The sequence below is a fragment of the Gordonia hirsuta DSM 44140 = NBRC 16056 genome (assembly GCF_000333015.1).
Classification (GTDB): Bacteria; Actinomycetota; Actinomycetes; order Mycobacteriales; family Mycobacteriaceae; genus Gordonia; species Gordonia hirsuta.
The window spans coordinates 92,341-117,788 of the sequence record NZ_BANT01000008.1; the positions used below are offsets into that span (position 1 = coordinate 92,341).

A 25,448-nucleotide genomic window follows, 5' to 3' on the forward strand; every position below is an offset into this window, starting at 1 on the left:
GGCTAACCTACCTTCGGGGGAACGATCTGCAGGAAGACCGCGGTGATGATCAGGTTCGCGAAGAACAACAGCAGGAACGTGATGACCACGGACTGGTTCACCGCTTCGCCCACACCCTTGGGTCCGCCCTTGGGATTCAGGCCCTTATAGGCGGCGATGACACCGGCGATGATGCCGAAGATCGCCGCCTTGAACGTCGAGATGTACAGGTCCGGCAACTGCGCGAGCGCACCGAACGAGGCCAGGTAGGCACCGGGGGTGCCGCCCTGCACGATCACGTTGAAGAAGTAACCGCCGACGATGCCGACGACGGCGACCAGCCCGTTGAGCAGCATGGCCACCAGGACCATGGCGAGCACGCGCGGCACCACCAGGCGCTGGATCGGGTTGATCCCCAGCACCTCCATGGCGTCGATCTCTTCGCGGATGGTGCGTGACCCCAGGTCGGCGGCCACGGCCGATCCGGCGGCACCCGCCACCAGCAGTGAGGTCACCAGCGGTGAACCCTGTTGCACGACGACCAGCACGGACGCGGCGCCGGTGAACGATTCGGCGCCGAGCTGCTTGATCAGCGAACCCGTCTGCAGCGAGACGATCGCACCGAACGGGATTGCGATGAGCGCCGTCGGCAGGATCGTGACACTGGCGATGAACCAGGCCTGCTGAATGAACTCGCGCCACTGGAACGGGCGCACGAACAACTGGCGTGCAACGTCGACGAAAACCTGAACAATGCTGCCGGTCTGGGACAGGGCCCCGTCTCCGGCTTTCTGCAGCCTTGCGACGCCACGCTGGGTGGCAGTGGTCATTCCCGAGTGCCGTCCTCGCGGGTCACGGTGGTGACCTCCTCGGTGCGGTCGTCGATGACGATCGTGTCGGTATCGGCCTCGTAGTCGGCCGTGATCACCTGGGTGGGGGTCTCGATCACCTCGGTGGCGCCGCCGGCACTGGAGACGACCTCGGTATCAGTGCCGTACTGGTCCACGGCGACCCCGCCAGGGTAATCGAACTGGTGGTTGGCCATGGCCACCAGGGTGGCCGAGTGCTCGGGCGATTCGGCGGCCCGGCGGTCCTCGTCGGCGATGGAAGCACGGATCGCCGCCTGGGCGCCCGCCGGGAGGTCGTTGATGATGTTGAGGACGTTCTGGCGGTGGCGGATCGCCGCCTGGCGGACCGGCATGTCCGGGTTCGGCTGCACCTGCGGGATGACCTCGCTGAAGTCGTCCTTGGTACCGCCACCGGCGATACCGGCGGCCTGCATGGCGGCCTCGGCGGCGGCCACGGCCTCGTCCTTCTCCTCGGACATGCCGATCGGGCCGAAGCGGTCGCCGGACAGGAACTGCTTGACCACCGGCTGATCGGAGGTCAGGAGGACCTCGCGCGGGCCGAACATGACCAGTTCCTTGCGGAAGAGCATGCCGATGTTGTCGGGGATGGTGCGGGCGATGTTGATGTTGTGCGTGACGATCAGGATCGTCGCGTCGATCTCGGCGTTGATGTCGATCAGCAGCTGCGAGATGTAGGCGGTACGCACCGGGTCCAGACCCGAGTCCGGCTCGTCACACAGGATGATCTCCGGGTCGAGCACCAGGGCCCGGGCCAGACCGGCACGCTTGCGCATACCGCCGGAGATCTCGCCGGGGAGCTTGTCCTCGGCGCCGGCCAGACCGACCAGCTCCACCTTGTCCATGACGATGCGGCGGATCTCGTCTTCGTTCTTCTTGGTGTGCTCGCGCAGCGGGAAGGCGATGTTGTCGTAGAGGGTCATCGAGCCGAACAGCGCGCCGTCCTGGAACAGGACGCCGAACAGCTTACGGATCTCGTAGAGCTCCTTGGCCGAACACTGCACGATGTCGGTGCCGTCGATGATGACCGACCCCTGCTCCGGGTGCAGCAGTCCGATCAGAGTCTTGAGGAAGACCGACTTACCGGTACCCGACGGTCCCAGCAGTGCGTTGACCTCCCCTGCCGGCAGGGTGAGCGATACATCACGCCAGATGTTCTGTGAGCCGAACGACTTGGTCAAGCCCTCGACTGCAACCTCTACTCCCACTGCGTCCCTCCAGACGTGTCTATGGCACCTGAGAAATTCCCGCGTCAAGTTTGCCGACCGTCTCGCGATCCCGCGCCGCTCGAGTGCCGCCGTTGTGGCTGCGGTCACTCTAACGCACCAGTGCGATCGGGTGCACCTCGCCCGGGTCCGCGTGAGCGCGTCACCGACGGGGCCGAAACTTACCGCAAGGTAACTTCTCGGTGCGCTGAGAATACCCAAAGAATCCGCTGCCGCAGAAGTGAGGCAGGGTCGGCCTGGGTATGCGGCGTGATCCACACCTCGGCCGGGCATGTGCCGACGATGCGGACGAGGTCCGCGGGAATACCCGCGGACCTCGTCTGCTTGAGCCGTGAACGGCTGAATGTCGCCTGACGGCGACCGTCTCACTTGAGCGAGACGGAGGCGCCGGCCTCTTCCAGCTTGGCCTTGGCGGCCTCGGCGTCTTCCTTGCTGACCTTCTCCAGGAGGGCCTTCGGAGCGCTCTCGACGAGGTCCTTGGCTTCCTTCAGGCCCAGGCCCGAGACGACCTCGCGGACGACCTTGATGACCTGGATCTTCTTGTCGCCAGCACCCTCGAGCACGACGTCGAACTCGTCCTGCTCGGCAGCGGCAGCGGCGTCGCCGCCGGCAGCCGGGGCACCGGCAGCAGCAACGGCGACCGGAGCAGCAGCGGTGACCTCGAAGACCTCTTCGAACTTCTTCACGAACTCGCTGAGCTCCAGCAGGGTCAGTTCCTTGAACTGCTCGATGAGCTCGTCAGCGGTGAGCTTCGCCATGATGGCGTCCTTCCTATAAATCCCGTACGGGGCGGCCTGCGGTGCAGGCCTGGTCGATGGTGCGACCGGTTGTCCGGCCGCGGGTGGGGGTGAAGCAGCCTAGGCGGCCTCTTCGCCCGCCTTCTTCTCCTCCAGGGCCGCGGCGAGACGCGCGACCTGCGAGGCGGGCTGGTTGAACAGCCCGGCAGCCTTTGCCAAGTTGCCCTTCATGGCACCGGCGAGCTTGGCCAGGAGGACCTCTCGGGTCTCCAGGTCGGCGATGGCCTCAACTTCGGCGACGGACAGCGCACGGCCGTCCATGTAGCCGCCCTTGATGACCAGTGCCTTGTGGTCCTTGGCGAAGGTCTTGATGGCCTTCGCCGCCACGACCGGCTCACCTTCGATGAAGGCGATCGCGGTCGGACCCACGAACAGCTCGTCGAGCCCCTCAACGCCTGCCTGTGCGGCAGCACGCTTGACGAGGGTGTTCTTGGCGACGGAGTACGTTGCGCCCTCGCCGATCGAACGACGGAGCTCGCCGATCTCCGGAACGGACAGACCACGGTATTCCGTGATGACCGCTGCGGTGGAGTTCTTGAAATGCTCGGTGATCTCAGCGACGGCTGTGATCTTCTCCTGCGTTGCCATACTTCGCCTCCTCTCGTGTCATATCTTCCACACCCGTGCGGGTGTCGCGACCCAGAGATCTGCGGTGGACCCGGCGCAAGAAACACGAACGCCCCGTGCAGGAAGCACGGGGCGAATCACACACGCGGAGCACCGCGGGGCAAAGTCTCCTCGTTCATCCTGCGTGGGCCGCCGAGAAATTTCTCGGGCCTTCGATCGGGATCTCTCCCGACGACCGACGGTCTCTGGTTGAACTGGATGCACCGGAGCCGAAGGCCCCGATGAACCGCGCTCTAGGCTAGCGACTATGCCCTCTGATGTCGAATCGTCCTCGCAGCAGACCGCGCTGCACCGCAGCCGGGCCGCCGTGGCCGCGATCCGGACACGAAACCTGCGGCCCATCGCACACTGGGTGCCGGGCACCCGGATCGGGCAGAGTTCCTGGCCGGCGGCGGGCCGGCCGCTGTCGAAGGCGCGGCTGACCGCCTCGTGGAACTACTGGTGGCAGGCGCACCTGCTGGACCTGCTGGTAGACGCGGCCCGACTGGGCGATGCGGCGGCCGGCCGGGAAGCCAGATCCCTGATCCGCGGCATCCTGATCCGCAACACCGGCCGCTGGACTAACTCCTACTACGACGATATGGCCTGGCTGGCGCTGGCGGTCGAACGCGCCGATCGGGTGATCGACGGCAGCCGCCACCATCGGGGGCTGCGTATCCTGACGGGGGTGCTCCACGACGCGTGGCAGCCCGAACTGGGCGGAGGCATCCCCTGGCGCACCACCGATCACTTCTTCAACGTCCCGGCCAACGGTCCGGCCGGAATCTTCCTGGCCCGGCGCGGCCGCGTCGAGCGCGCAGTGGCCACCGCCGACTGGATCGCCGAGACCATGGTGCTGCCCAGCGGGTTGATCGCCGACGGCTTCTGGCTCGAACCGGACGGCAGCCATCGCTACATCAACACCGTGTTCACCTATTGCCAGGGCGTCACGCTGGGCCTGGACGCCGAGTGCTTCCGGCTGACCGGCCGCACATCGCATCTGGACCGGATCGAGGCCCTGCTGGCGGCGGTGGAGGAACGCTGCACCGACGACGGTGTCGTCAAGGGGGCCGGCGGCGGCGACGGCGGCCTGTTCGCCGGGATCCTGGCCCGCAACCTGGCGCTGCTGGCCACCGACCTGCCGGCGACCGGGCACGGCGATCTGCGCCGCCGCATCGAGGCCGTCCGCGCACGCGCCGGCGCCCTGGTGCTGACCTCGGCCGCGGCGGCGTGGGCCAACCGGGCCACCGTGGACGGTCTGCCGGTGTTCGGCGCCGACTGGTCCACTCCGGCGGCGGTTCCGAGTGCCGACGGGCAGGCCTCAGCGTTCATCGGCGGGGCCGTGCGCTCGGCGTCGTCCCCGGAAAGAGACCTTTCAGTCCAGTTGTCCGGCGCTATACTCATAGCCGCCGCCGCCTCGGTAACGCTCGGGTCACCCGAGCACACCGTTTCGGTGACCCCCGGATGACGATGCGAAACGTCGCCGTGCTTAATTGGTATACAAATCGTGGGCTACCTCACAGCCCATGAACTCCGGGGGACTTGGACCGCCGCAACGATGCGGCGAGAAGGGGACGGATGCGTGAGCGTGTCACTGGATATCGACGGTGGCGATCGCCTGCGGGGCCCAGACTTCGGCGGATTCGCCGAGACGACGGGACACCGCAACGCCGACGGCGGCCACCAGGCCGTGGCCTGGCGCGAGGCGGTCTACGGGCGAAAGCCCTACCCGCGGGTGCACATCACCCGGAACGTGACCGTCACCATGACCGACGGGGTACGACTGCGCGCCACCGTGGTGCGCCCGGCGAACCGGCTCGGTCAGCCCAGTAAGACCCCGTTCCCGGCCGTGCTCAACATGAACCCGTACAACCGGGCCCTGCTCGACGGCTTCGATCATCTGCTGCACGGACCCGGGATCGGCCGGGCCGTGCGCCGGGCCGCCGGCACCATGAACCACCAGAACGGTCCGCTCGCCGGGATCTCGCGGCTGACGCGGACCTTCGATCGCGGCCTGTTCGACGTCTTCGGCGTCAACCGCAACCTGGTGCAAGCCGGCTACGTCCAGGTGCTGGTCGATGTCCGCGGCACCGGCGCCTCCCAGGGCAAATGGCAGATCCTCGGGGAGCGCGAGCAGCGCGACTCGGTGGAGATCATCGATTGGATGGCCCAGCAGCCCTGGTGCGACGGCAACGTCGGCATGGTCGGCTGGAGCTACTCGGCAATCAACTCGCTGCAGGCCGCGGCTCTGCAACCCAAGGCGCTCAAGGCGATCTTCACCGTCGAGGGCAGCGAGGACGTGGTCCGCGACATCTACATCACCGGCGGTATGCCGTCGGCGTTCATCCCGGTGTGGCTGGCGATGGTCAACAGCGTCAAGTGGCTGCCGAACCCAGCGACCGCGCTGGGTGATCTGCTCAGCGGCGACCAATACCGCTGGCTGCGCGATCGGCTCAAGAGCCCGATCACCGAGATGCCGTCGCTGGCCTGGGGTTTCCTCACCGCTCAGGACTACCGCATCTACGACCACCCCTACTTCATCGAACGGTCCCCGGTCGTGGAGAACATCGAGGCCGCCACCTTCACCGTCGGCGGCTGGCACGACCTGTTCGGCCGCAGTGCCACCCGCGTCTACCAGCAGTTGCAGATGGAACCGGGCCGCAAGCAGATGCTGGTGGCCGACGGCTACCACCTGGATCCGGGCTGCGACCACGGCGGCGACCATCAGCCGCCGCAGCTGGACGTCCTCGAGCGCGCCTGGTTCGACCGCTGGCTCAAGGGCATCCAGAACGGTATCGACGCCTACGGTCCGGTCACCATCGAGCAGCAGGGCGGTGGCTGGTCCTGCGGGCCGGCGTTCCCGCGCGCCGAGGTCCGTGCGCAGCGCCTGTTCCTCAACGAGGAGTCCTCCGGCACCGCCGGCCACACCCGGCACGACGGCTCCCTGACCACCCGGGCCGCCGCCCGCCGCCGATCCCTGCGCACCCACCCGGATCTGCGCGGCCTGGTCTCCCGGGATGCCTCGCAGGTGTTCGCCGGCATCCCGATCGTCTTCGGGCGCCGATTCAGCCACGACGCCACCTACCAGGAGCAGGGTGCACTCTCGTTCACCAGTGAACCGGTCGGCGCACCGACGCAGATCTCCGGGGCGATGAACCTTCGGCTGAACGTCTCGACCACCGCGCACGAGGGCATCTGGGCGGTGACCGTGAACGACGTCGCCCCCGACGGCACGTCGACGGTGCTCACCAACGGCGCGCTGACCGCCTCCAACCGGGCCCTGGATCCGTCTCGCTCGACCTACGACGAGCAGACCGGTGCGCTGCTGGACGCCGTGCACTACCTGTCCCGGGACCGGCGACTGCCGGTCCCGCCGGACGAGCCGGTACGGATCGATGTGGATCTGGTCCCGACCGACGCCGTCCTGCAGCCGGGCCACCGGCTGCGCGTGGACGTCTACGCCGCCAGCCTGCCGCGCTATCTGACGATCGTGCCCGACCTGATCAAGGCCCGCGGACGCCGTCAGCAGCTAGTGCTCGACCCGAACAAACCCAGCTATCTGACCTTCCTGTCCGACGGTGAGCTGGGCACCGATCCGGTGCCGACCAGCTCGCAGCTGCACCCGATGACGCCGTCCCTGACGGTCGTCGAGTAGCCCCCGGCGGCCGTCGGACAGTCGCGTCTACGGGGCGGCCGACCAGCCGGCGTCGCCGTAGCACTGGACGGCGAAGCGCGCCATCGCCTTGATGGCCACCCGTGATTCGGGCAGCAGGTCGATGAAGGCCTGGAAGACGTGGACCGCACCGCGATAGATCTCCAGCCGGACCGGTACCCCGACCGCGGCCAGGGCCGCCGCGAAATCCTCCGAGTCCACCCGCAGCGTCTCGTGGGAACCGACCTGGATCAGGGTGGGCGGCAGCCCGGACAGGTCCCCGTCGAGCGGTGCGACGGCGTCACCGGCGGGTTCGGTCTGCCGGATCAGCTTGTCGAACTCGGTGAACGCCCGATGCGGGAAGAGCGGGTCGGCGACCCGGTAGGCGCCCTCCCGGCGGCGCGAGGGCGTCGGGTCGATCAGCGGATTCTCCAGAATCAGCCCGGCCGGCCGCGGCATGCCCTTGTCACGGATCATCACCGCGGTCATAGCGGTCAGGAAGCCGCCGGCCGAGTCGCCGGCGATCACGATCTGCTCGGGAGTGAATCCGCGCTCCAGCAGCCACAGGTAACCGTCGACACAGTCCTGCACCGACACCGACGGCGGGTAGTCGGGCATCTTCCGGTAACCCACCGCCAGAACCTGTGCCTCGGCGTTGGCCGCGATCGATCCGGCCAGGCGCCGATGCGAGGCCAGTCCACCGATGATGAACGCCCCGCCGTGCAGGTACAGGATCGCCCGGTCCGACCGCGCCCCGCGCGGGATCTGGAGTTCGGCGTCACAGTTCGGCAGCTGCACCGGTTCGCGGAAATTGCCGGCCACCGGCGGCACGATCCTGCCGGCCACCTCGTCGAACAGATGGTAGGGCCAGTCCTTCTCCTCGCTGCGCGACCACGCCGCGATCACCGGATAGGCACCCATCCGCAACCCCAGCCATGACATTCGGCTGCGGAAACTGCGCTGCGGATACTCGATACGCTCTACTTGAACGGGCTTCCCTGCGCCCATCACGCACTCCTGTTCACGGCCGTCTCGCCGGTGAGACGACCCCCACTCATCTTCTCACCGTGCACCGGCGAATCAGGGCCGAGTGTTGCGGAGAGTCGTGCCTGTCGGGTGCGTAGCGCACCTGTGCGGCGGCCCCTGTGTCAGGATTGCCCGGTGTCCGGGTGGAAGTCCGCAAGGTCCGGTTCGGCCAGCGTCCGGCGCATCGCCGCGCGGTCGAACGGAAACAGGTCGATGCGCCCGGACTCGGTGAAATACCAGGAGTTGCAGCCGGTGTTCCACACCGTCGGGCCCAGCGCTTGGGCGACGTCGGCGCAGAACCTGTCGGTGGCCTGCTCGGTCACTTCGACGCGGTCGACCTCACCGCGGCGCCACCGCTGGAGCCACCGGGCGATGTAGCGCACCGACAACTCAGCCGAATGCTGCAGCGAGATCGACCCCGTCGGCGAGTTCGGGCCCAGGACCGTGAACAGATTCGGGAATCCCGGGATCGCGGTCATCCGGTAGGCCCGCGGCCCCTCGGCCCACGCCTGGTCGAGGGTCCGCCCGGCCCGGCCGGTGATCTGCATGGGACGCATGTAGTCGTGCGCGCGGAATCCGGTGGCCAGCACGATCACGTCGACCTCGTGCAGTACGCCGTCGGCGGTGACGATCCCGTCCGGGGTGATCTTCTCGATCCCCTCCGGTCACCAGCCTCGCGTTCGGTTGCTGAAGTGCCCGGTAGTACGTGCCCGAGACGACCTGGCGCTTGCACAGCGGCTGGAAATCGGGGGTGAGCCGACGACGCAACTCGCGATCTCGCACCTGCACCACCAGGCAGGCCCGCGCGTAGGCCTGCACCAGTGACCGTCGCCACGACGGTCGCAGGACGATGTCGGCAAAGAGTCCCGAGCCCCACAGCAGGCCGCGATAGACCTCCCGGTGCAGCTTCGGCAGGCGCCCCAGCACGGTGGCTACGCCGGGGATCTGCGGCAGCCCCATCGGTGCCCACAGGACCCACTGCGGGCTCCGGATGAAGTGCAACAGCTCCTGCGCCTGCGGCTGCAGCGCCGAGACCACCTGCACACCGGTCGAACCGGTACCCAGCACCGCGATCCGGCGGCCGACGGTCGTCATGTCGGCGTCCCAACGCGCGGTGTGAACAACCGGGCCGGCAAAGGTGTCCAGACCCTCGATGTCCGGGTAGGCCGGGTTTTCCAGCACACCGGTGGCGCACAGGACGAAGTCGGCGACAATCTGCTCGCCGTCGGCGGTGTCGAGCAGCCACTGGCCCGAATCATCGTCGAAGGCCGCCGTCGTCACCTCCACACCGCAGCGGATCCGGTCGGCCAGTCCGAAGCGGTCGACCACCTCGCGGTGATAGCGCTGGATCTGCGGGCCGTCGGCCCAGATGTGGGACCAGTCGGCTTTCGGTGCCCACCCGAATTGGTACAGCTGCGAAGGTACATCGCAGGTAAGGCCGGGATAGCTGTTCCAGTACCAGACCCCGCCCATATCGGGCGCCTTCTCCAGCACCGTCACCTCGGTGAAGCCGGCTTCGGCCAGGACATGGGCTGCGGTGATTCCGGCGACGCCTGCCCCGATGACGACGACGCGCGGCTCACGTGGCAGACGGCTCCTCGGACCGGGCATGACGATCGACCCCCAGACATCGGATTGGATCGCACCGGTGGCATCGCACCGGGCGCGAGCGACAGTAGCGCCCATCCCAGCGAGTCTGGTCAGATATCGCCGGTCGGTCAATACCGACGGTGCGCCACGTAGATTCGGACTCATGCCGATTCACCACAGCCGCCGATGAGTGCGTCCGCCGTTTACGACGCCGAACACCTGTGGTCAGTCCTGCTCGATCGCGGCGGTCCGGTCGATTTCCACGGATCACTGCTGTATCTGCCGGTGCAGAAACGGTTCGCCGATATCGCGGCGGTGCAGCGCTACGCCGATCAGGTGCTGGCCCTGCCGGCCGTGCGCGAACGCTATCCGCTGGCCGGTCCCGTCCGGGTGCGGGAGCGGCGCGGACAGCAGCGCGCCCACTACGAGCCGGCGACCGCCACGATCGCCGTGCCGATGCAGAACAGAGCCTTCGGCCGCGAGAGCACCGTGCTGCACGAACTGGCGCACCATCTGTCGGTCAGCGCCGGTCTGGCCCCGACCGCGACGGGCACCCGCTGGCACGGCCTGCAGTTCCGCGAGGCAATGCTGTATCTGGTCGAGCTGGTCCTCGGCGAAGCGGCGGCACTGGTCCTGCGCGCGGGCTACCACTCATCGGGCGTGCGCTAGTTCTGTCTCTCGCCCAGCCGTGCCCCCGCGCGGCTTCTGCCGGGAGCCGTCCGCCGGTGCTGCCGACGCCGGCGCCGCCGGTTCAGCCCTGGTCGCCGGCGGCCAGATCGGCGTGCGTGTCGCGCAGCCGGCGTTTGAGGATCTTGCCGCTCGGATTCTTCGGCAGACTATCGGCCAAGACGACGTACTTGGGCGCTTTGTAGCCGGCCAGACGCGTGCGCGCATGCTCAACGATGTCGTCGGCGCTCAGCTGCACACCGTCTTTCGGCACGACGACCGCGGCGACGGCCTCCACCCAGCGCGGATGGCTGATTCCGAAGACCGAGACCTCTGCGACACCCGGATGCCCGTAGATCGCTTCTTCCACTTCCCGGCTGGCGACGTTCTCGCCGCCGGTCTTGATCATGTCCTTCTTGCGGTCGACCACGTACAAGCGACCCTGCTCGTCGAAGTAGCCCAGATCGCCGGAATGGAACCAGCCGCCGGTGAACGCCTCGGCGGTCTTGTCCGGATCGTTGTAGTAGCCCAGGGTGGCGTGCGGGCTGCGGTGCACGATCTCCCCGACCGACCCGGCCGGGACCGGCACGTTTTCGTCGTCGACGATCCGGACCTCGACGTTGAGCGCGGGCCGGCCGGCCGAACCGGGCGCCGGCAGCTGTTCGTCCGGTCCGAGGATGGTCGCGACCGGGGACATCTCGGTCTGGCCGTAGAAGTTCCACAACTGCACCTGCGGCAGCCGCTCGCAGATCTCCTTGAGGATCTCCACCGGCATGGCCGAGGCACCGTAGTAGCCCTTGCGCAGACTCGACAGGTCCGTGGTCTGGAAATCCGGATGCCGCAGCAGCGCGATCCAGACCGTCGGGGGTGCGAAGAACTTGGTGACCTTGCGCTCGGCGATGGTGCGCAGCACGGTCGCCGGATCCGGGCTGGGCAGCAGGATGCTGGAGGCGCCCAGGTAGACGTCGGTGCCAAGGAAGCAGTCCAGCTGTGCGCAGTGGTACATGGGCAGGGTGTGCAGTTCCACGTCGTCGGCCGACATCGACCCGTCGATCGCACAGGAGACGTACTGCCACATCAGCGAGCGGCTCGACAGCAGCACCCCCTTCGGGCGCGATTCGGTACCGGAGGTGAACATCATCCGCACCGGGTCGTCGTCGGCCACCGGTACGTCGACCGAGGCGCCCCGGTAATCCAGCCACTGCGTCAGATCGGTCCACCCCTGCGGCACCGGGGCGTCGGCGGCCCGGATGATCACCCGCTGGGTGACCGTCGCGCCGGTCGCGGCGGCCAGTGCCTGCTCGGCGGTGGGCACCAGGGACTCTTCGACCACGAACCCGCCGGCCCCACTGAAGTCGAGGATGTAGGCGATCTCCTCGGCGCCCAGCATGAAGTTGATCGGCACCAGAATCACTCCGGCCCGCGCGGCGGCGAAGTTGAGGACCGCGAACTGCCAGCAGTTGCGGCTGAGCAGGGCGAGCCGGTCCCCCTTGACGAAACCGGCGTCCACCAGCGCCGCGGTGGTCCGCTCGATGCATGCGTCGAACTCGCCGAAGCTCAGCTGCACGTCACCGTCGGCGATGGCCATCTTGTCCGGCAGCCGCAGCGCGGTCCGGCGCGGCAGATCGCCGAGGGCATGCCGACGTGCGGAAGCCACAAGGGTCTTGGTCCCGGTCATCTGATCTCTCCTGCGGGCGTGGGCGGGCGGTGTCGACATCAGCGTGTCTGACCGCACCGGTCACGGGCAACGGCCAAGTCCGCACCCCACCCGTGCAAAGCTGCCGCCGTCGGCGGCCGTCACCGTTCCAGCGCTCCGCGGGCACCTCCGAGTTCGGGGTCCGCGCCGATCTTCGCGCGGCGCCCGGCTCTGTCGCCGGCCTGCCGGGCCGCCGAGGAGTAGCCGGCGCCCGCCCGGCTGGGCCGCCATGTCCCACGGGCGGTGGACTCGTGCCGGTAGAAGTCGGCGACCTCGAGTTCCTTGTTCCGCAGGGCCACTGCCGTCGAGGAGGAGAGCGCCTGGCCGCTGTCGGTCGGCTGTTCCCGGCCGGCCACGGCCTGTTCCAGCTCGATCGCGGTGCGCCGCTGCTCGTCTCGGGCCTCCAGCAGCCGCTGACCGACCCGCTCGGCGAAGGCCGAATGGAAGTTCAGCCGCGCAGTGATCGGCGAGAGTGTCTTGGATTCGACCACCCGCCGCCGCCAGGGCCCGATATCGCGGGTGACCAGCTGCTGCGCCGTCTGCCCCTTGTAAGCCCCTGATTTCAGGTACGCATCGCTGGCGGCGACCATCTGCACCACCAGCGAGGCGTACAGCGCCTCGACGGTGTCCAGGTCCGATTCGAACCCGTAGGCAATCACGTAGGTCGAATTCGAGGCGACGTCGCACGTCAGATCGTTGGCGCGGCCGATGTGGACGAACAGTTGCACATAGGTGCGCAGCCCCCGCTTTCCCGCCGGCCCGATGGTCACCTTCCGCGAGATCGGCGTGGAGCGCGTGCGCAGTGCCGGATCGTGCGACCGGGCCACGGCCAGATCGATCGACGACGCCGTCGCCAGCCGCTGGGCGGCAGCCAGAAAGGCCTCGGCTTCGTGCGGATTATCGGTGCCCTCAGCCTGCCGGAGCAGACCGCCGATCCGGGTCAGCAGCTTGTCGTCTCGCATGCCCCCACGGTAGCGATCGGCCGGCGCCGGCCCGCACCGGCGATCCACAGCCCCTGCGCCCGTCGCGACCGTTGTCCACAGCCGCCCGCGGAGTCCTCACAGACCGAACCGGGCCTGCATCTCCTTGAGCGTGTCGGCCGAGCGGCGCAGTCCGGCCAATTCGTCGGCCGACATCGCGATCGGCAGCCGTGGGCCGGCGCCGGCGGCGTCGACCAGGGTGGGCAGCGACAGACACACATCGCTGATGCCGTGGAAGTCCTCCTCGATCAGCGAGGAGACCGGCAGCACGCGATGCTCGTTGTTCACGATCGCCTCGGCGATCCGCGCAGTGGCCAGACCGATCGCGTAATTGGTGGCGCCCTTGCCCTCGATGATCCGGTAGGCCGCCTGGACCACCTCCTGCTTGATGGTGGCCCGGGCGGCGGCGTCGAGCAGACGGCCCCCGTCGAGGGGTTCCCAGTCCAGCAGCGGTACGCCCCCGATGCTGGCCGAGCTCCACAGCGGGATCTCCGAGTCTCCGTGCTCGCCGGCGATGTAGGCGTGCACGTTCTGCACCGCCACCCCGCAGTGTTCGGAGACCAGGAACCGCAACCGCGAGGAATCCAGCACGGTGCCCGAGCCGAAGAGCTGATTGCGCGGCAGTCCGGTGATCTTGCCGGCCGCGTAGGTGATCACGTCGACGGGGTTGGTGACCATCACGTACCGGGCGGCCGGTGCGACCTCGACGATCGGCGGCAGCGCCGTGCGGACCAGCTCGATGGTGGCCTCGGCCAGTTCCAGGCGCGTCTGGCCCGGACGCTGTTTGGCCCCGGCGGTGAAGATCACCACATCCGAGTCCGCGCAGACGGCTGGGTCCGAAGACCCGATCACCTCGGCGCGCGGGACGAACTCCAGCCCGTGCGACAGATCGAGCACCTCGGCCAGGACTTTGTCGGCGTTGATGTCCATTAGCGCCACCGTGCGCGCCACGCCGCGGATCAACGCCGCATAGGCGATGGAGGTGCCGACCGCGCCCGCACCGATGATGCTGATCTTTCGTCCCGGAGACTGCATGGCTCAACGCTAACGCGGGGTGAGCCCGTGCGGATGCGCTCTGTGCCGATCGGTCGGCACCGCACCGCCGGTGCCGACCCGGGAAAGCAGCGAGCCCCGTCACCGCGGTGTGCGATGACGGGGCTCGGCTCAGCGACGGCCGGTGCCGCCGGAACGATCAGGCCTGCGCGGCTTCGGTGAAGTTGCGCGAGACCGACGGGTCGACCGGGATGCCCGGGCCGGTGTTGGTCGAGACGGTGATCTTCTTCAGGTAGCGGCCCTTGGCTGCGGCCGGCTTGGCCCGCATGATCTCGTCGTAGGCGGCGCCGTAGTTCTCGGCCAGCTGATCCGGCGTGAACGAGGCCTTGCCGATGACGAAGTGCAGGTTCGCTGCCTTGTCGACACGGAAGTTGATCTTGCCGCCCTTGATGTCGTTGACGGCCTTGGTCACATCCGGGGTGACGGTGCCGGTCTTCGGGTTCGGCATCAGGCCGCGTGGGCCCAGGACACGAGCGATCCGGCCGACCTTGGCCATCTGATCGGGGGTGGCGATGGCGGCATCGAAGTCGAGCCAGCCGCCCTGGATCTTCTCGATCAGGTCCTCGGCGCCCACCGCGTCGGCACCGGCGGCCTCGGCCTCGGCGGCCTTGTCGCCGACGGCGAAGACGATGACGCGGGCGGTCTTACCGGTGCCGTTGGGCAGGCTGACGGTGCCGCGCACCATCTGATCGGCCTTGCGCGGGTCCACCCCGAGGCGGACGGCGACCTCGACGGTCGCGTCGGTGTTCTTCGAGGAGGTCTCCTTCGCGAGCGTCACAGCCTCCAGCGGGCTGTACAGGTTGTCGCGGTCGATCTTCTCGGCAGCGGCCAAATAGGCCTTGCTCTTCTTGCTCATCTGCTCTGTTCCTTCTTCGCGATCGGTCCCGATCGCGGGTTAGTGGTAATTGGGCCGAGCGCGGCCCTCCCACGGGTTGGGGTGACGCTGTGACGGGCCCGTCCGGTCAGGGCCGGAGCGACTCGTCGGTGCGGTCCGGGGGTCAGCCCTCGACGGTGATACCCATCGAACGCGCGGTGCCGGCGATGATCTTCGCCGCGGCGTCGACGTCGTTGGCACTCAGGCCCTCGGCCTTGGTCTGGGCGATCTCCCGGACCTGGTCCATGGTGACCTTGCCGACCTTGTTCAGGTGCGGCTCGCCGGAGCCCTTCTGAATGCCTGCGGCCTTCAGCAGCAGCTTGGCGGCGGGCGGAGTCTTCAGCTGGAAGTCGAACGAGCGGTCTTCGTACACGAAGATCTCGACCGGGATGACGTTGCCGCGCTGCGATTCGGTCGCCGCGTTGTACGCCTTGCAGAACTCCATGATGTTCACGCCGTGCTGACCGAGCGCCGGACCCACGGGCGGTGCCGGGTTGGCCTGGCCCGCCTGGATCTGGAGCTTGATGATCCCGGCGATCTTCTTCTTCTTGGGAGGCATCTCTCTTGTCCTTTTTCTTCACAATCCGCGCACGCTGGATACGCGGAAGTCTCTATGGGGGGGCGGCGCGGGGCCGCCGTCGATCCCTGGTGTGACCGGGACCGGCGCGGGAAGCCTAGAGCTTCTCGACCTGGTTGAAGCCCAGCTCGACCGGGGTCTCGCGACCGAAGATCGACACCAGCACCTTGACCTTGCGCTGTTCGGTGTTGATCTCGCTGATCGAGGCGGGCAGGGTGGCGAACGGGCCGTCCATGACGGTGACCGATTCGCCGATCTCGAAGTCGACCTCGACCAGGTTCGCTGCCGCAGTCGCGGCCGCTTCCACGCTGTCGCCGCCGGCGGCGGCAGCAGCGGCCTTCTCCGCCTTGCGGACCTCCGAACGCGGGATCAGGAACTGCAGCACCTCCTTGAGCGACAACGACGTCGGGTCGGTGTTGTTCATGCTCAGGAATCCGGTGACCCCCGGGGTGTGGCGCACCACGCCCCAGGATTCGTCGTTGAGCTCCATGCGCACCAGGATGTAGCCGGGCAAGACCTTGCGGCTGACCTTCTTGGGCTGGCCGTTCTTGATCTCGGTGACCTCTTCGGCCGGCACGACGACCTCGAAGATGTACTCGTCCACGTCCAGGTTCTGCACGCGGGTCTCGAGGTTGGCCTTCACCTTGTTCTCGTACCCGGCGTAGGAGTGGATCACGTACCAGTCGCCCGGCTGGCGGCGCAGCTCACGCTTCTTGGCCGCGATGGGGTCTTCTTCCTCGGCCGCCTGTCCCTCGGCGGCCTCGCCCTCGGCGGCGTCGGTCTCGGCCGCGTCGGTCTCGGCGACCTTGCCCTCGGCGGCGGGAGCGTCGGCGGACGATGAATCCGCGACGTCGGTCTCGGTCACAGCCTCCACCGTCGCCTCACCGGTCTCCGGCGATTCGATCTCGTTCTCCGGGGTGCTCATGGGCGCCCACGCTCCTTCATTGCCACGTTCTCGTTACTTGCTTGGTACCCGGGTCGTACCGGGCCCGTCCCGGTCAGCCGAACACCAACAGCGTCAGCTTCGCGAATCCGATGTCCAGGCCGAAGATGACCGCGGTCACCAGGGCCACGAAGATCAGCACACCGATGCTGTAGACGATCATCTCCCGGCGCGTCGGCCAGATGACCTTCTTCAGCTCGGTGACGACCTGCTTGAGGAAGATCCAGACCCGCAGGAACGGGTTGCGGGTGGTCTCGGTGCCTTCTTCGGCGGCGACGTCGACCACACCGGCCTTGCCGGGCAGCGACTCGCCAGAAGCGGTACGACGCTCCCGGGCCCGACGCTTGCCCGAAGGCTTCATCTCGTCGGCTTCGATGACGTCGACGTCGATCCCGGTGTCGTCGCCGGTCGTGCGCTCAGCGTCACCGTCCGGAGCCTTGCGATCGCGCTTGGCCACCTGTTCACCGATCCCTTCGTCTACGTCGACCCCCGGTTGCCGGGGACGGTCCCGGGGAAACATGCATGCTTCCCCGGGACGTCGGGTGCAGGGGCGACAGGACTTGAACCTGCAACCTGCGGTTTTGGAGACCGCTGCTCTGCCAGTTGAGCTACGCCCCTCTGCGCCGGCCGTACGGCCGACACCGCGCCGGTCCTGCGACCGGCACCCCGCCGATCTGCCGACCGGCGTGGGTCCGAGCCTAACAAGACCAACGCGCCACCCTTTGGGCGGCGCGTCAAGTCTAGGTAAAGCCTGGACTTTCCTAGTGTAGAGCAACCGGGGCCTGGCCCCCAAACCGGCCGGATCGCCCCTGCTCTACCGGATCTGTGCCGGAGCAGCCGCGAGAGTCAGTTGAACTGCACGACGACGGTCGCGCGTCCGAAGATCTTGCGGTCGCCCTGTTTGGCGGTCAGCGCGATGGTGCCGCGGCGGGTCTGCGGATCCAGGGACTTGACCTTGCCGGTGAAGTCGACGGCCGCACTGTCGTCGGCCGGGACGTAGACCGGGCTGGTGAACCGCACGTTGTACTCGCAGAACGCCGCCGGATCACCGATGAACTCCGAGACGTACGTGGCGCCCAGTCCCATGGTCTGCATGCCGTGCACCACCACGTCCTCCATCCCGCCGGCGGCGGCGATGACGTGGTCGGAGAAGTGAATCGGGTTCGGGTCGCCGGCGATCCCAGCGTAGTTCGCCAGGTTTCCACGGCTGACCAGGAAGGTCTTGGGCGGCAGTTCCTGCCCGACCGACAGGGTGTCGAAGTCGATCGCACCGTAGGCGCCGGGCCGCTCGGCCGGATCGGCGCCCCGATACAGGCCGCCCTCCCGATGGACCGTCTTCCCGGGATCACCGATGGTGTCGACCTTCATCATCACGTGGTCGATGGACTCTGCGAGTTCGGCGGGCACCTTCAGGCCGGGCCGGGCCGCGATCGAGGTGTAGGTGGTCATGATCGGCTCGTCGTACTGGTTGCAGATGATGTTCTTGGTCACCATCAGGTCCACCGTCTCCGGGCTGGTGATGTGCCGGAAGGAGTCCAGGGAGACATCGCAGATCAGCTGGTCGCCGACCTTCATCGGCTGGTGGTAGATCAGCCGCTGATCGGTCTGCATGATCTGCCACAGGTCATAGCCGGTGACGACCTCGTCGAACAGTTTGCGCTGGGCGATGATGCCCATCACCGAGACGAACGTCGGGTGGGCCACGAGGGTGTCGTGCCCGTACTCCTTGGCGCCGGCCTCGCTCCAGTGGGTCGGGTGCCCGTCCTGCACGGCCATCGCGTGCTTGCGGATCTCCTCGCGCCCGACCTCGTAGTAGTCGTCGACGGTGTAGTGATAGCCGACCACCGATGCGGTGTGCTCGGCGATCTGCTCGGGAGTCAGTTCCCCCGAACCGAGTACATCGAGTGAACTCTTCAAGGTCTCGTCGTTCAACTCCGCCATTGCTCCATCTCCTTCACACCTGCGCCGGACGGCCGCTGGGCTGCAGCGGGGGCGATTCACGAACCGGCTCGTGGTTGGCAGAACCCGTCAGATTGTGCTCCTACGCAGGCCCCTGCGACAAATCGAGCGGGCCATCTCACAGTTGAGATGGCCCGCTCGATTGTGGTCCAGGTCCGCGATCGACCGCCGGAAGTCGGCGGAATCGCGGGGAGATCGCTTAGCGCGTCTCCTTGTGCGTCTGGTGGGTTCCGCAGTTCGGGCAGAACTTCTTGATCTCGAGGCGGTCGGGATCGTTCCGCCGGTTCTTCTTGGTGATGTAGTTACGGTGCTTGCACACCTCGCAGGCCAAGGTGATCTTCGGCCGCACGTCAGTTGAGGAAGCCATGTCCTTGCCTTCTTTCGCGTCTTACTCGTCGTTCTCGGCCGCCGCCCGGCCCGGAGGGGCGCACGTGCTGGAGCAGCCGAATTGCGGTCGGCCAGATTGTTCTCGGCCGGTCGGTAGCGGTGGGGGGACTCGATCCCCCGACCTCACGATTATGAGTCGTGCGCTCTAACCAGCTGAGCTACACCGCCCTGTCGATACGGCCGGCCCGGACGGACCGTTCGCACCAAGCGAGCCCCCTGACGGAATCGAACCGTCGACCTTTTCCTTACCATGGAAACGCTCTGCCGACTGAGCTAAGGGGGCGTGTCCCTCCCGCACCCTGTCGGGTGTGGGCGAGAAGCCTTCACGAGATTACACAGACGCCTTCCAGTTGACCAAAACGCCTGGTCACACCGTCATGCGCTGCACTCTCACGTGGTGGCAGATGTAGGATTCGAACCTACGTAGCTTTCGCGACGGATTTACAATCCGCTCCCATTGGCCGCTCGGGCAATCTGCCGGGTGTCACCGTTTCAGGCAACGGGAGACAGAATACAACGCTGAGCACGGTTCCGCACAAACCGGCTGCTCACAGCCGTTGCCTCACCGCCCTGGCGGGCCGGTGCGCCCGGCACCCGGTAGTCTGTGGCCCATGGCTGATTCTTCGTTTGACGTGGTGAGCAAGGTCGACCGCCAGGAGGTCGACAACGCCCTCAACCAGGCCGCCAAGGAACTGTCGCAGCGCTACGACTTCCGCGGCACCAACACCGGATTGGACTGGTCCGGCGAGGACAAGATCGTGATCACCTCCGACGCCGAGGAGCGTGCGCTGGCCGGGCTGGAGGTGTTCCGGGAGAAGCTGATCCGCCGGGACATCTCGCTGAAGGCCTTCGACGCCGGCGAACCAGTGGCCTCGGGCAAGACCTTCAAGATCACCGGTGAGATCGTGCAGGGTATCGACTCCGAGCACGCCAAGAAGATCGCCAAGAAGATCCGCGACGAGGGTCCCAAGGGCGTCAAGGCACAGATCCAGGGCGACGAGCTGCGGGTCTCATCGAAGAAGCGCGATGACCTGCAGGCGGTGATCGCCCTGCTCAAGGGCGAGGACTTCGGTATCGCGCTGCAGTACGTCAACTACCGCTAGAGATGCCGGGCAGGTCCTCGGCCGGATCCTCGCGCCGGGCCGCACGCAGTCTGCGTTCCACACGCCGGGACCGCCAGTGCGTCGGGACGGCACCGGGGTCGGCGGCCACGGTGCGGGCGGTGAAGTCACGGACCGCTCCGTAGGTGCGTAGCGAGGCCTCCGCCCAGGGCATCAGGATCGGGTAGACGTGGAACATCCCCGGCTCCTCGATACCCTCCACATCCACTCCGGCGCCGTCGAGCCGGTCGACGAAGTCGCGGATGCCGTCGCGGAACATCTCATCGTGCCCCCACGACACCAGGGTCGGCGGAAACCACTCCGGATCGGTCTCCCCACGGCCCAGGGAGACCCGCTCGTCATCGGGTGAGACCCCCTTGAGATAGGCCGTCACCGGGATGTTCCACGGCAGCACATCGCACTGCGCGTTCTCGTTGATCGACGGATAGTCCAGCACCAGATCCACCTGCGGTGAGAACAGCACCAGAGCGGCCGGCATCGGCTCATCCTGCTCGTGCAGGTGGGTGATCAGCGATACCGCCAGTCCTCCGCCGCCGGAGTCACCGGCGACGACGATGTGTTCGGGATCGGCTCCACGCATCCGCAGACCGCGATAGACGCGGGCGGCGTCGTGCACACCCGCCGGGAACGGATACTCCGGTGCCTTGCGATAGTCGACGACGAAGACCTCGGCGCCGGTGACCCGCACCAGCGAGGCCACGAACGCCGAATACATCATCGGCGTGGTGCCCACATAGCCGCCGCCCGGCAGATACAGCAGGGTCGCCCGGATCGGGGCGCGCTGGGCCGGATCGGGCACGTAGCTCTCCGAACTGGCGCGGGCGCGGCACCAGACCCCAGGCACCCCGGCGACCACGTCGTCGCTCAGTTCGACGTCGTTGAGCAGTTCCACCACCGGCGACATGGCCACCCGGCACAGGTCGTCGATCACCTTCTCCACCGAGCGGAACTCGTCGATCGGCAGGCCCGTGAGGTATCCCATGAAGGAGCGGATCGTCTGCCGGGTCACCGCCTGCCCCACGTTGCCGACCAGCGTCGACGGTCCACGCCAGGGGTGCCGGAACGGGACCTGCGCCAGCCCAGTCAGCATGCTGGCGGCCAATCCGGCAACGCTCAGCGCGGTGACCGGGGCCGACGCGGTCTGCACTTCCGGACGTTCGGCCATCACCATGAGACCGAGTCTAGGGCAGCCGCCTCACAGGTACTTCTGGCCGCCGCGCCGGCGTCCTAGGGCACCAGCGCTGCCCGCAAATCACGTTTCAAGAGCTTGCCGACCGGATTGCGCGGCAGGACCGGCAGCACTTCCAGGCTTTCGGGCAGCTTGTACGACGCGATCTGGCGCTGTTTCAAAAAGGACACCAGTTCGGGTAGTTCCAGTGCCGACTCCGGCTGGAGCGACAGCACTACATGTACACGTTCTCCCATCACCTCGCACGGACGACCGATCACCGCGACCTCAGCGACCGCCGGGTGTGCACTGATCAGCGCTTCGAGCTCTGCCGGGGCGATGTTCATTCCGCCACGGACGATGAGGTCCTTGGCCCGATCCACATAGCGCAGGTACTGGTTGTGTTCTCCTTCGATCTGGAACAGTTCGCCGCTGCGCAGAAACCCTTCATCATCGAAGGGGCTGGCCAGTTGCTCACCGTTGAGGTATCCGGCAAAAACCATCGGACCGTCGATGTGCAGCTCGCCGACCCGTCCCGGTTCGGTGATCTCCTCGCCGGTGTCCTGGTCGACCAGCTTCAGGGTGATCCACTCGCTGACCCTCGAGGCCCAGGTGATTCCCGGGGCACCGTAACGGGGGAAGTACCTGGCGCGGTCATCCGGATCCGGGAAATCCTCCGGGCTCGACAGCAAACCGATGCCCTCGTTGGAGCCGAAGAAGTTGATCACCGCGATCCCCATCTCCTCCTGCCAGCCGCGCACGGTCACCGGCTGCAGCGGAGCCGACCCGGAGCCGACCCGGCTCAGGCTCGACAGATCCAATCGGCTGCGCAGTTCTTCGTTGCGCAACAACATCAGCAGCAGGGCAGGTGGAGCGACGGTGTAGGTGACCTTCTCGGCAACAATCTGCCCGAAGAAGGTCGAGGCGTCGAACGGCTGATGCTGCACCAGCGTCGCCCCGGTGTGCAGCCACGGAAGGAGCTTGCCCACGAAGGCTGCCATGTTGATCATCGGGAACGGATTCAACAGGACGTCATCGCCGGTGAGTCGGGGGGCGTCGACCCCGGCCCAGGCGAAGGAGAGCCAATCGTAGTGGGCCCGAGGCACTCCCTTGGGGGCGCTCTCGGTCCCCGACGTCCAGCAGATGGTGAGAGCATGGTTCGGGTCAGCGACGTAATCGTGCGCTGCCACCCGCTCCCGGTCCGCGGCCCCAGCCGGTGCCGACACAATGGCGACGGCGCCGTCCACGGGCTCGGCGGCCGGTTCAGCGGTCAGCGTCGCCACGAACTTCAGATTCGGTAGGCACTCGGCCAGCGCCAGAGCCTCGGCCGCAGTCTCCCGATCCCCGAAGTGCGGAACGGTCACCATCGCCGCGAAATCAGCAGCGACACCCATCGTGACGATCTCGTACTCGCGATACTGCATGGCCAACGGCGAGACCACAGCGCCGATCCGCCAGGCGGCCAGATACAACTCCACCAGTTCGATCCCGTTCGGCATATGCACGCCGATCACATCGAAGGGCTCGATCCCGGCATCGAGCAGCCGAGCAGCTAGGGCAGTGACCTCGTCGTCGAGTTCACGCCAGGTCAGCCGGCGCGGGGCGGTGCCGACCAGTTCGAGGTTGTTCGCCGGATCGACCAGTGCCACTGCATCGGGGCGTTCGGCGACCCGGTCGGTGAAGACCTGGTCGATGGTCGCATCGGTCCACGCGCCGGTCTTGCGGAAACGGGCGATCTTGTCGGGGCCGTACAGGCCCTGTGTCAGGTCAGGCATAACAGATTCCTTCGAGGGTGCGAGAAGCCAACCGCGATACGGCCTGGCTGTATTGAGCGGAGAGGTCGGCGACGATGTCGGCCACGGGAGTCACGGCGGTCACGGCACCGACGCCCTGGCCCGCGGCCCACAGGTCTTTCCAGCGCCGGGCAGCATCCGGGCCGGCGGAATAGCTGCGGTCAGGAGTCGTATCGCCGAGTGCGTCGGGATCGATGCCGTTGGCGCGTAGACTCGGCCGCAGCCACGACGCCGGCGTCCCGGTGATTCCGGCACTGACGATCAGGTCGTCAGCCTCAGAATCGACGACCATCTGCTTGTAGCCGGCCACTGCCATGCTCTCGGTCGCGGCAAGGAATCTGGTCCCGAGATAGACCAGGTCGGCACCGGCAGCGACCGCGCCGGCGACACCGTAGCCGTCGCCGATTCCGCCCCCGACGATGAGCAGGCCGTCGAAGAAGGACCGCACCGCCGCGGTGAAGGCGAACGGCGAGAGCGCGCCGGTATGGCCACCAGCCCCGGCCGAGATGCAAGCCAACCCGTCAGCTCCCGCCGCGGCGGCCTTGCGCGCCAGCGGCACGTCGGCCACGTCCGCGATCACCATGCCTCCGTATCCGTGCACCACGTCCAGGACCGGTGCTGGTGAGCCCAGCGCAGTGATCACCAGAGGCGGGCGGTACCGCGCGACCAGCGCCAGGTCGTCGGCCAGCCGCGCATTGGTGCGGTGAGTGACCAGGTTGACCGCCCACGGGAGGACCCTGCCATCGGCGTCGGTCAGCGCCTCGGAGATCTGGGCGAGCCAATACTCCAGGTCGTCGGCGGTCCGGCAGTTCTGGGTAGGCAGGGCCCCGATGATTCCTGCTCGACCGGCAGCGATCACCAGCTCTGGCCCGGACACCAGGAACATCGGGGCGGCAATGACGGGCACTTGGAGCTCACCGAACAACGTGGGACGACTCACAGCTCCACCGCCTCTGCGGCGGACTCGGCGGTCCGCCAGCGCCGCAGTTCCGCACCAGGAGCCCAGGTGGAGTGGGTGCCCGAGGACACCCGTTCGGGCAGCTTCACCCGGCAGACCGGACCGTCAGCCAGCCGGGCAGCGTCGAAGACCACACCGTAGGAGGCGTCCTCGTTGACATCGGTGGTGATGGTGACCAAGTAAGCTTCGTCTTCAGCGGTGGCACCGACCTTCGGCGCAACGGAGGTCTCACTGGCAAAGACACCCTCGTCGAGGCGAAAGTGCTCTTCGGCACCGGTGTGCAGGTCGTGCCGTACCAACCCGTTGAACAGGAACCAACCGGGCTTTCCCGTCGCTGCGTAGGCATAGCGGTAGTCGGTGGTCGCGAAGTCCGCGTTCATCATTCCGAACTCGCTGACAGTGTCGGTGAGGGATTCCTCTCGCACCGCTCCGGTCACCAGGTCGAACCGCCAGCGGTGCAGCCGCGTCTGCATTTGATCCAGTGCAAGATACCGGAACGGACGCAGTCGAGCGTCGACCTCGGTTCCGCTCGGCTCTGGATCATGCTGGAAGAAGCCGTCGAGCACGATCTCATCGCCTTCCTCGAAGGCGTTGACGAAGTGCAGCACGTACGTGGGGTCGGCTTCGAACCAGCGCACCTGAGATGCGTCGCCACGACGCGGCAGGACCGCGAAGCGCGACGGTATCCCGGGGTGGAGCCGCGGAACATGATGGCCGGCGCGAAGCATCTCAGCGTCCCAGAACAACGGGAAGTCGTTGAGGATCACGTAGTTCTCGGTGAAAGCCATATCGTGCGGAAGCCGCGGTCCGGGCAGCTCCACGGGCACGTAGTGCACCAGGTCGTTATTGGCGTCGACCACGCCGTAATGCATGTACGGGGCATCCTTGCCGTAGTTGAAGAACAGGAGTTCACCGGCCCGGTCATCGTTCTTCGGATGTGCCGATACCCCCACCTCGCGGGGAAAGGCCCCGTTGAAGTCAGCACGCCCAAGCGACCTGCCGGTGATCGGATCCATCCGGTACAAATCACCGCACTGGTAGTAGCTGGTCAGCGCTTCACCGCGGAAGACAGTGACATCGGTGCTAGAGGAGTCTTTGAGGAAGCCGCGGGCACCGACACCATCGGTGCGACCCGCCGATTCGGGTGCCTCGGAGATACCCGCCCACAGGGAACGGCCCGCCTCTTGTTCAGCAGCCAAGCCGTCGGTGCGCACGAAACGATTGCGGTAAAAGGCCTTTCCATCCCGAAAGCCGACCATGTGCACCATGCCGTCGCCATCGAAGGGGTGATAACGCGAGATCGGTAGATGCAGCGGATTCTCGGTGTTCCGCAGGTACACACCGTCGAGGTCGGCGGGGATCGAGCCCTCTACCACTTCCAGGTCGTCCGCGTTCCACTCACTTTGCTGCGGCCGCCATGCACCGGTCCGATAGGGGTGGTCGTCGTCTTCGGGGATGGTGGTGATCATTCGTTCCACCAGGTCCACACTGGTCACCATGGGTTTCTCCTTGTCAGAAAGTCTGCTGTCAC

22 protein-coding genes, 4 tRNA genes and 1 pseudogene are annotated in these 25,448 nt (G+C 67.1%); 4 read left to right on the forward strand and 23 right to left on the reverse strand.

Annotated features, from left to right (window positions below; genetic code table 11):
* Nucleotides 1-2 precede the first annotated feature (2 nt).
* From GOHSU_RS03665 to rplJ, 4 genes are all read right to left on the reverse strand, one after another.
* Nucleotides 3-809, reverse strand: a complete 807-nt coding sequence (locus tag GOHSU_RS03665) for an MlaE family ABC transporter permease (RefSeq protein ID WP_005936974.1) — start codon at nt 807-809, stop codon at nt 3-5.
* Nucleotides 806-2,053, reverse strand: coding sequence for an ABC transporter ATP-binding protein (locus tag GOHSU_RS03670; protein ID WP_005936976.1), 1,248 nt, complete (start codon nt 2,051-2,053; stop codon nt 806-808). The genes GOHSU_RS03665 and GOHSU_RS03670 overlap by 4 nt, the downstream gene beginning before the upstream one ends.
* A 383-nt stretch (nt 2,054-2,436) precedes the next feature.
* On the reverse strand, nt 2,437-2,829 hold the full coding sequence (gene rplL / locus GOHSU_RS03675; protein ID WP_005936979.1) for a 50S ribosomal protein L7/L12: 393 nt from the start codon (nt 2,827-2,829) through the stop codon (nt 2,437-2,439).
* Nucleotides 2,830-2,928: 99 nt separating this feature from the next.
* Entirely contained in the window at nt 2,929-3,456 is a 528-nt protein-coding gene (gene rplJ / locus GOHSU_RS03680; protein ID WP_005936982.1) for a 50S ribosomal protein L10, read from the reverse strand.
* A 286-nt stretch (nt 3,457-3,742) separates the two neighbouring features.
* Between rplJ and GOHSU_RS03685 the strand changes: the two genes are divergently transcribed.
* Both GOHSU_RS03685 and GOHSU_RS03690 read left to right on the forward strand, forming a co-directional pair.
* Nucleotides 3,743-4,942, forward strand: coding sequence for a glycoside hydrolase family 76 protein (locus tag GOHSU_RS03685; protein WP_005936985.1), 1,200 nt, complete (start codon nt 3,743-3,745; stop codon nt 4,940-4,942).
* Nucleotides 4,943-5,056: 114 nt separating this feature from the next.
* Complete coding sequence (locus tag GOHSU_RS03690) at nt 5,057-7,129, forward strand: CocE/NonD family hydrolase (protein WP_005936989.1); 2,073 nt, start codon at nt 5,057-5,059, stop codon at nt 7,127-7,129.
* A 27-nt stretch (nt 7,130-7,156) separates the two neighbouring features.
* Here GOHSU_RS03690 and GOHSU_RS03695 read toward each other — a convergent pair whose 3' ends face one another.
* Both GOHSU_RS03695 and GOHSU_RS03700 read right to left on the reverse strand, forming a co-directional pair.
* Nucleotides 7,157-8,134, reverse strand: a complete 978-nt coding sequence (locus tag GOHSU_RS03695) for an alpha/beta hydrolase (RefSeq protein WP_005936992.1) — start codon at nt 8,132-8,134, stop codon at nt 7,157-7,159.
* A gap of 140 nt (nt 8,135-8,274) precedes the next feature.
* Nucleotides 8,275-9,763 (reverse strand): annotated as a pseudogene (locus GOHSU_RS03700) (flavin-containing monooxygenase).
* 165 nt (nt 9,764-9,928) lie between these two features.
* Between GOHSU_RS03700 and GOHSU_RS03705 the strand changes: the two are divergent.
* Nucleotides 9,929-10,411, forward strand: coding sequence for a TIGR04338 family metallohydrolase (locus GOHSU_RS03705; protein ID WP_005937001.1), 483 nt, complete (start codon nt 9,929-9,931; stop codon nt 10,409-10,411).
* An 82-nt stretch (nt 10,412-10,493) separates the two neighbouring features.
* Here the strand turns inward: GOHSU_RS03705 and GOHSU_RS03710 are convergent, their stop codons facing one another.
* From GOHSU_RS03710 to GOHSU_RS03770, 13 genes are all read right to left on the reverse strand, one after another.
* A complete protein-coding gene (locus tag GOHSU_RS03710; RefSeq protein ID WP_005937003.1) occupies nt 10,494-12,086 on the reverse strand; it encodes a fatty acyl-CoA synthetase in 1,593 nt (530 codons plus the stop codon).
* A 119-nt stretch (nt 12,087-12,205) separates the two neighbouring features.
* Complete coding sequence (locus tag GOHSU_RS03715) at nt 12,206-13,066, reverse strand: DUF2786 domain-containing protein (RefSeq protein WP_005937005.1); 861 nt, start codon at nt 13,064-13,066, stop codon at nt 12,206-12,208.
* 96 nt (nt 13,067-13,162) lie between these two features.
* The gene (locus GOHSU_RS03720; RefSeq protein ID WP_005937007.1) at nt 13,163-14,119 is read right to left on the reverse strand and encodes an L-lactate dehydrogenase; all 957 of its coding nucleotides are present in this window, start codon (nt 14,117-14,119) and stop codon (nt 13,163-13,165) included.
* Nucleotides 14,120-14,276: 157 nt separating this feature from the next.
* Complete coding sequence (gene rplA / locus GOHSU_RS03725) at nt 14,277-14,993, reverse strand: 50S ribosomal protein L1 (protein ID WP_005937009.1); 717 nt, start codon at nt 14,991-14,993, stop codon at nt 14,277-14,279.
* Between the two features lie 142 nt (nt 14,994-15,135).
* Nucleotides 15,136-15,570, reverse strand: a complete 435-nt coding sequence (rplK, locus tag GOHSU_RS03730) for a 50S ribosomal protein L11 (protein WP_005937010.1) — start codon at nt 15,568-15,570, stop codon at nt 15,136-15,138.
* 115 nt (nt 15,571-15,685) lie between these two features.
* Complete coding sequence (nusG, locus tag GOHSU_RS03735; RefSeq protein WP_005937012.1) at nt 15,686-16,513, reverse strand: transcription termination/antitermination protein NusG; 828 nt, start codon at nt 16,511-16,513, stop codon at nt 15,686-15,688.
* Between the two features lie 73 nt (nt 16,514-16,586).
* Nucleotides 16,587-16,988, reverse strand: coding sequence for a preprotein translocase subunit SecE (secE, locus tag GOHSU_RS03740; protein WP_005937015.1), 402 nt, complete (start codon nt 16,986-16,988; stop codon nt 16,587-16,589).
* A gap of 88 nt (nt 16,989-17,076) precedes the next feature.
* Nucleotides 17,077-17,149: transfer RNA gene (locus GOHSU_RS03745), tRNA-Trp, on the reverse strand.
* Nucleotides 17,150-17,377: 228 nt separating this feature from the next.
* Complete coding sequence (locus tag GOHSU_RS03750; RefSeq protein ID WP_005937017.1) at nt 17,378-18,472, reverse strand: fused (3R)-hydroxyacyl-ACP dehydratase subunits HadA/HadB; 1,095 nt, start codon at nt 18,470-18,472, stop codon at nt 17,378-17,380.
* Between the two features lie 217 nt (nt 18,473-18,689).
* Nucleotides 18,690-18,857: a 50S ribosomal protein L33 gene (gene rpmG / locus GOHSU_RS03755; RefSeq protein WP_005937020.1), complete on the reverse strand. Its 168-nt coding sequence runs from the start codon at nt 18,855-18,857 to the stop codon at nt 18,690-18,692.
* A 114-nt stretch (nt 18,858-18,971) separates the two neighbouring features.
* Nucleotides 18,972-19,045, reverse strand: a tRNA-Met gene (locus tag GOHSU_RS03760).
* Between the two features lie 42 nt (nt 19,046-19,087).
* Nucleotides 19,088-19,160 (reverse strand) — tRNA-Thr (locus GOHSU_RS03765).
* 112 nt (nt 19,161-19,272) lie between these two features.
* A tRNA-Tyr gene (locus GOHSU_RS03770) sits at nt 19,273-19,356 on the reverse strand.
* Between the two features lie 132 nt (nt 19,357-19,488).
* Between GOHSU_RS03770 and GOHSU_RS03775 the strand changes: the two genes are divergently transcribed.
* Nucleotides 19,489-19,980, forward strand: coding sequence for a YajQ family cyclic di-GMP-binding protein (locus GOHSU_RS03775; RefSeq protein ID WP_005937023.1), 492 nt, complete (start codon nt 19,489-19,491; stop codon nt 19,978-19,980).
* Here GOHSU_RS03775 and GOHSU_RS03780 read toward each other — a convergent pair.
* The 4 genes from GOHSU_RS03780 to GOHSU_RS03795 are packed head-to-tail and all read right to left on the reverse strand — an operon-like array spanning nt 19,967 to nt 25,416.
* Nucleotides 19,967-21,169 (reverse strand): alpha/beta hydrolase, encoded by a 1,203-nt coding sequence (locus GOHSU_RS03780; protein ID WP_005937024.1) that lies wholly within the window; start codon nt 21,167-21,169, stop codon nt 19,967-19,969. The genes GOHSU_RS03775 and GOHSU_RS03780 overlap by 14 nt on opposite strands.
* A gap of 56 nt (nt 21,170-21,225) precedes the next feature.
* Nucleotides 21,226-22,941, reverse strand: a complete 1,716-nt coding sequence (locus GOHSU_RS03785; protein ID WP_005937026.1) for a class I adenylate-forming enzyme family protein — start codon at nt 22,939-22,941, stop codon at nt 21,226-21,228.
* Entirely contained in the window at nt 22,934-23,899 is a 966-nt protein-coding gene (locus GOHSU_RS03790) for an NAD(P)H-dependent flavin oxidoreductase (RefSeq protein ID WP_005937028.1), read from the reverse strand. Before GOHSU_RS03790 ends, GOHSU_RS03785 begins: the two co-directional genes overlap by 8 nt.
* Nucleotides 23,896-25,416 carry a carotenoid oxygenase family protein gene (locus tag GOHSU_RS03795; protein ID WP_005937030.1) on the reverse strand — a complete coding sequence of 507 codons (1,521 nt, stop codon included), beginning with the start codon at nt 25,414-25,416 and terminating at the stop codon, nt 23,896-23,898. Before GOHSU_RS03795 ends, GOHSU_RS03790 begins: the two co-directional genes overlap by 4 nt.
* Nucleotides 25,417-25,448 lie beyond the last annotated feature (32 nt).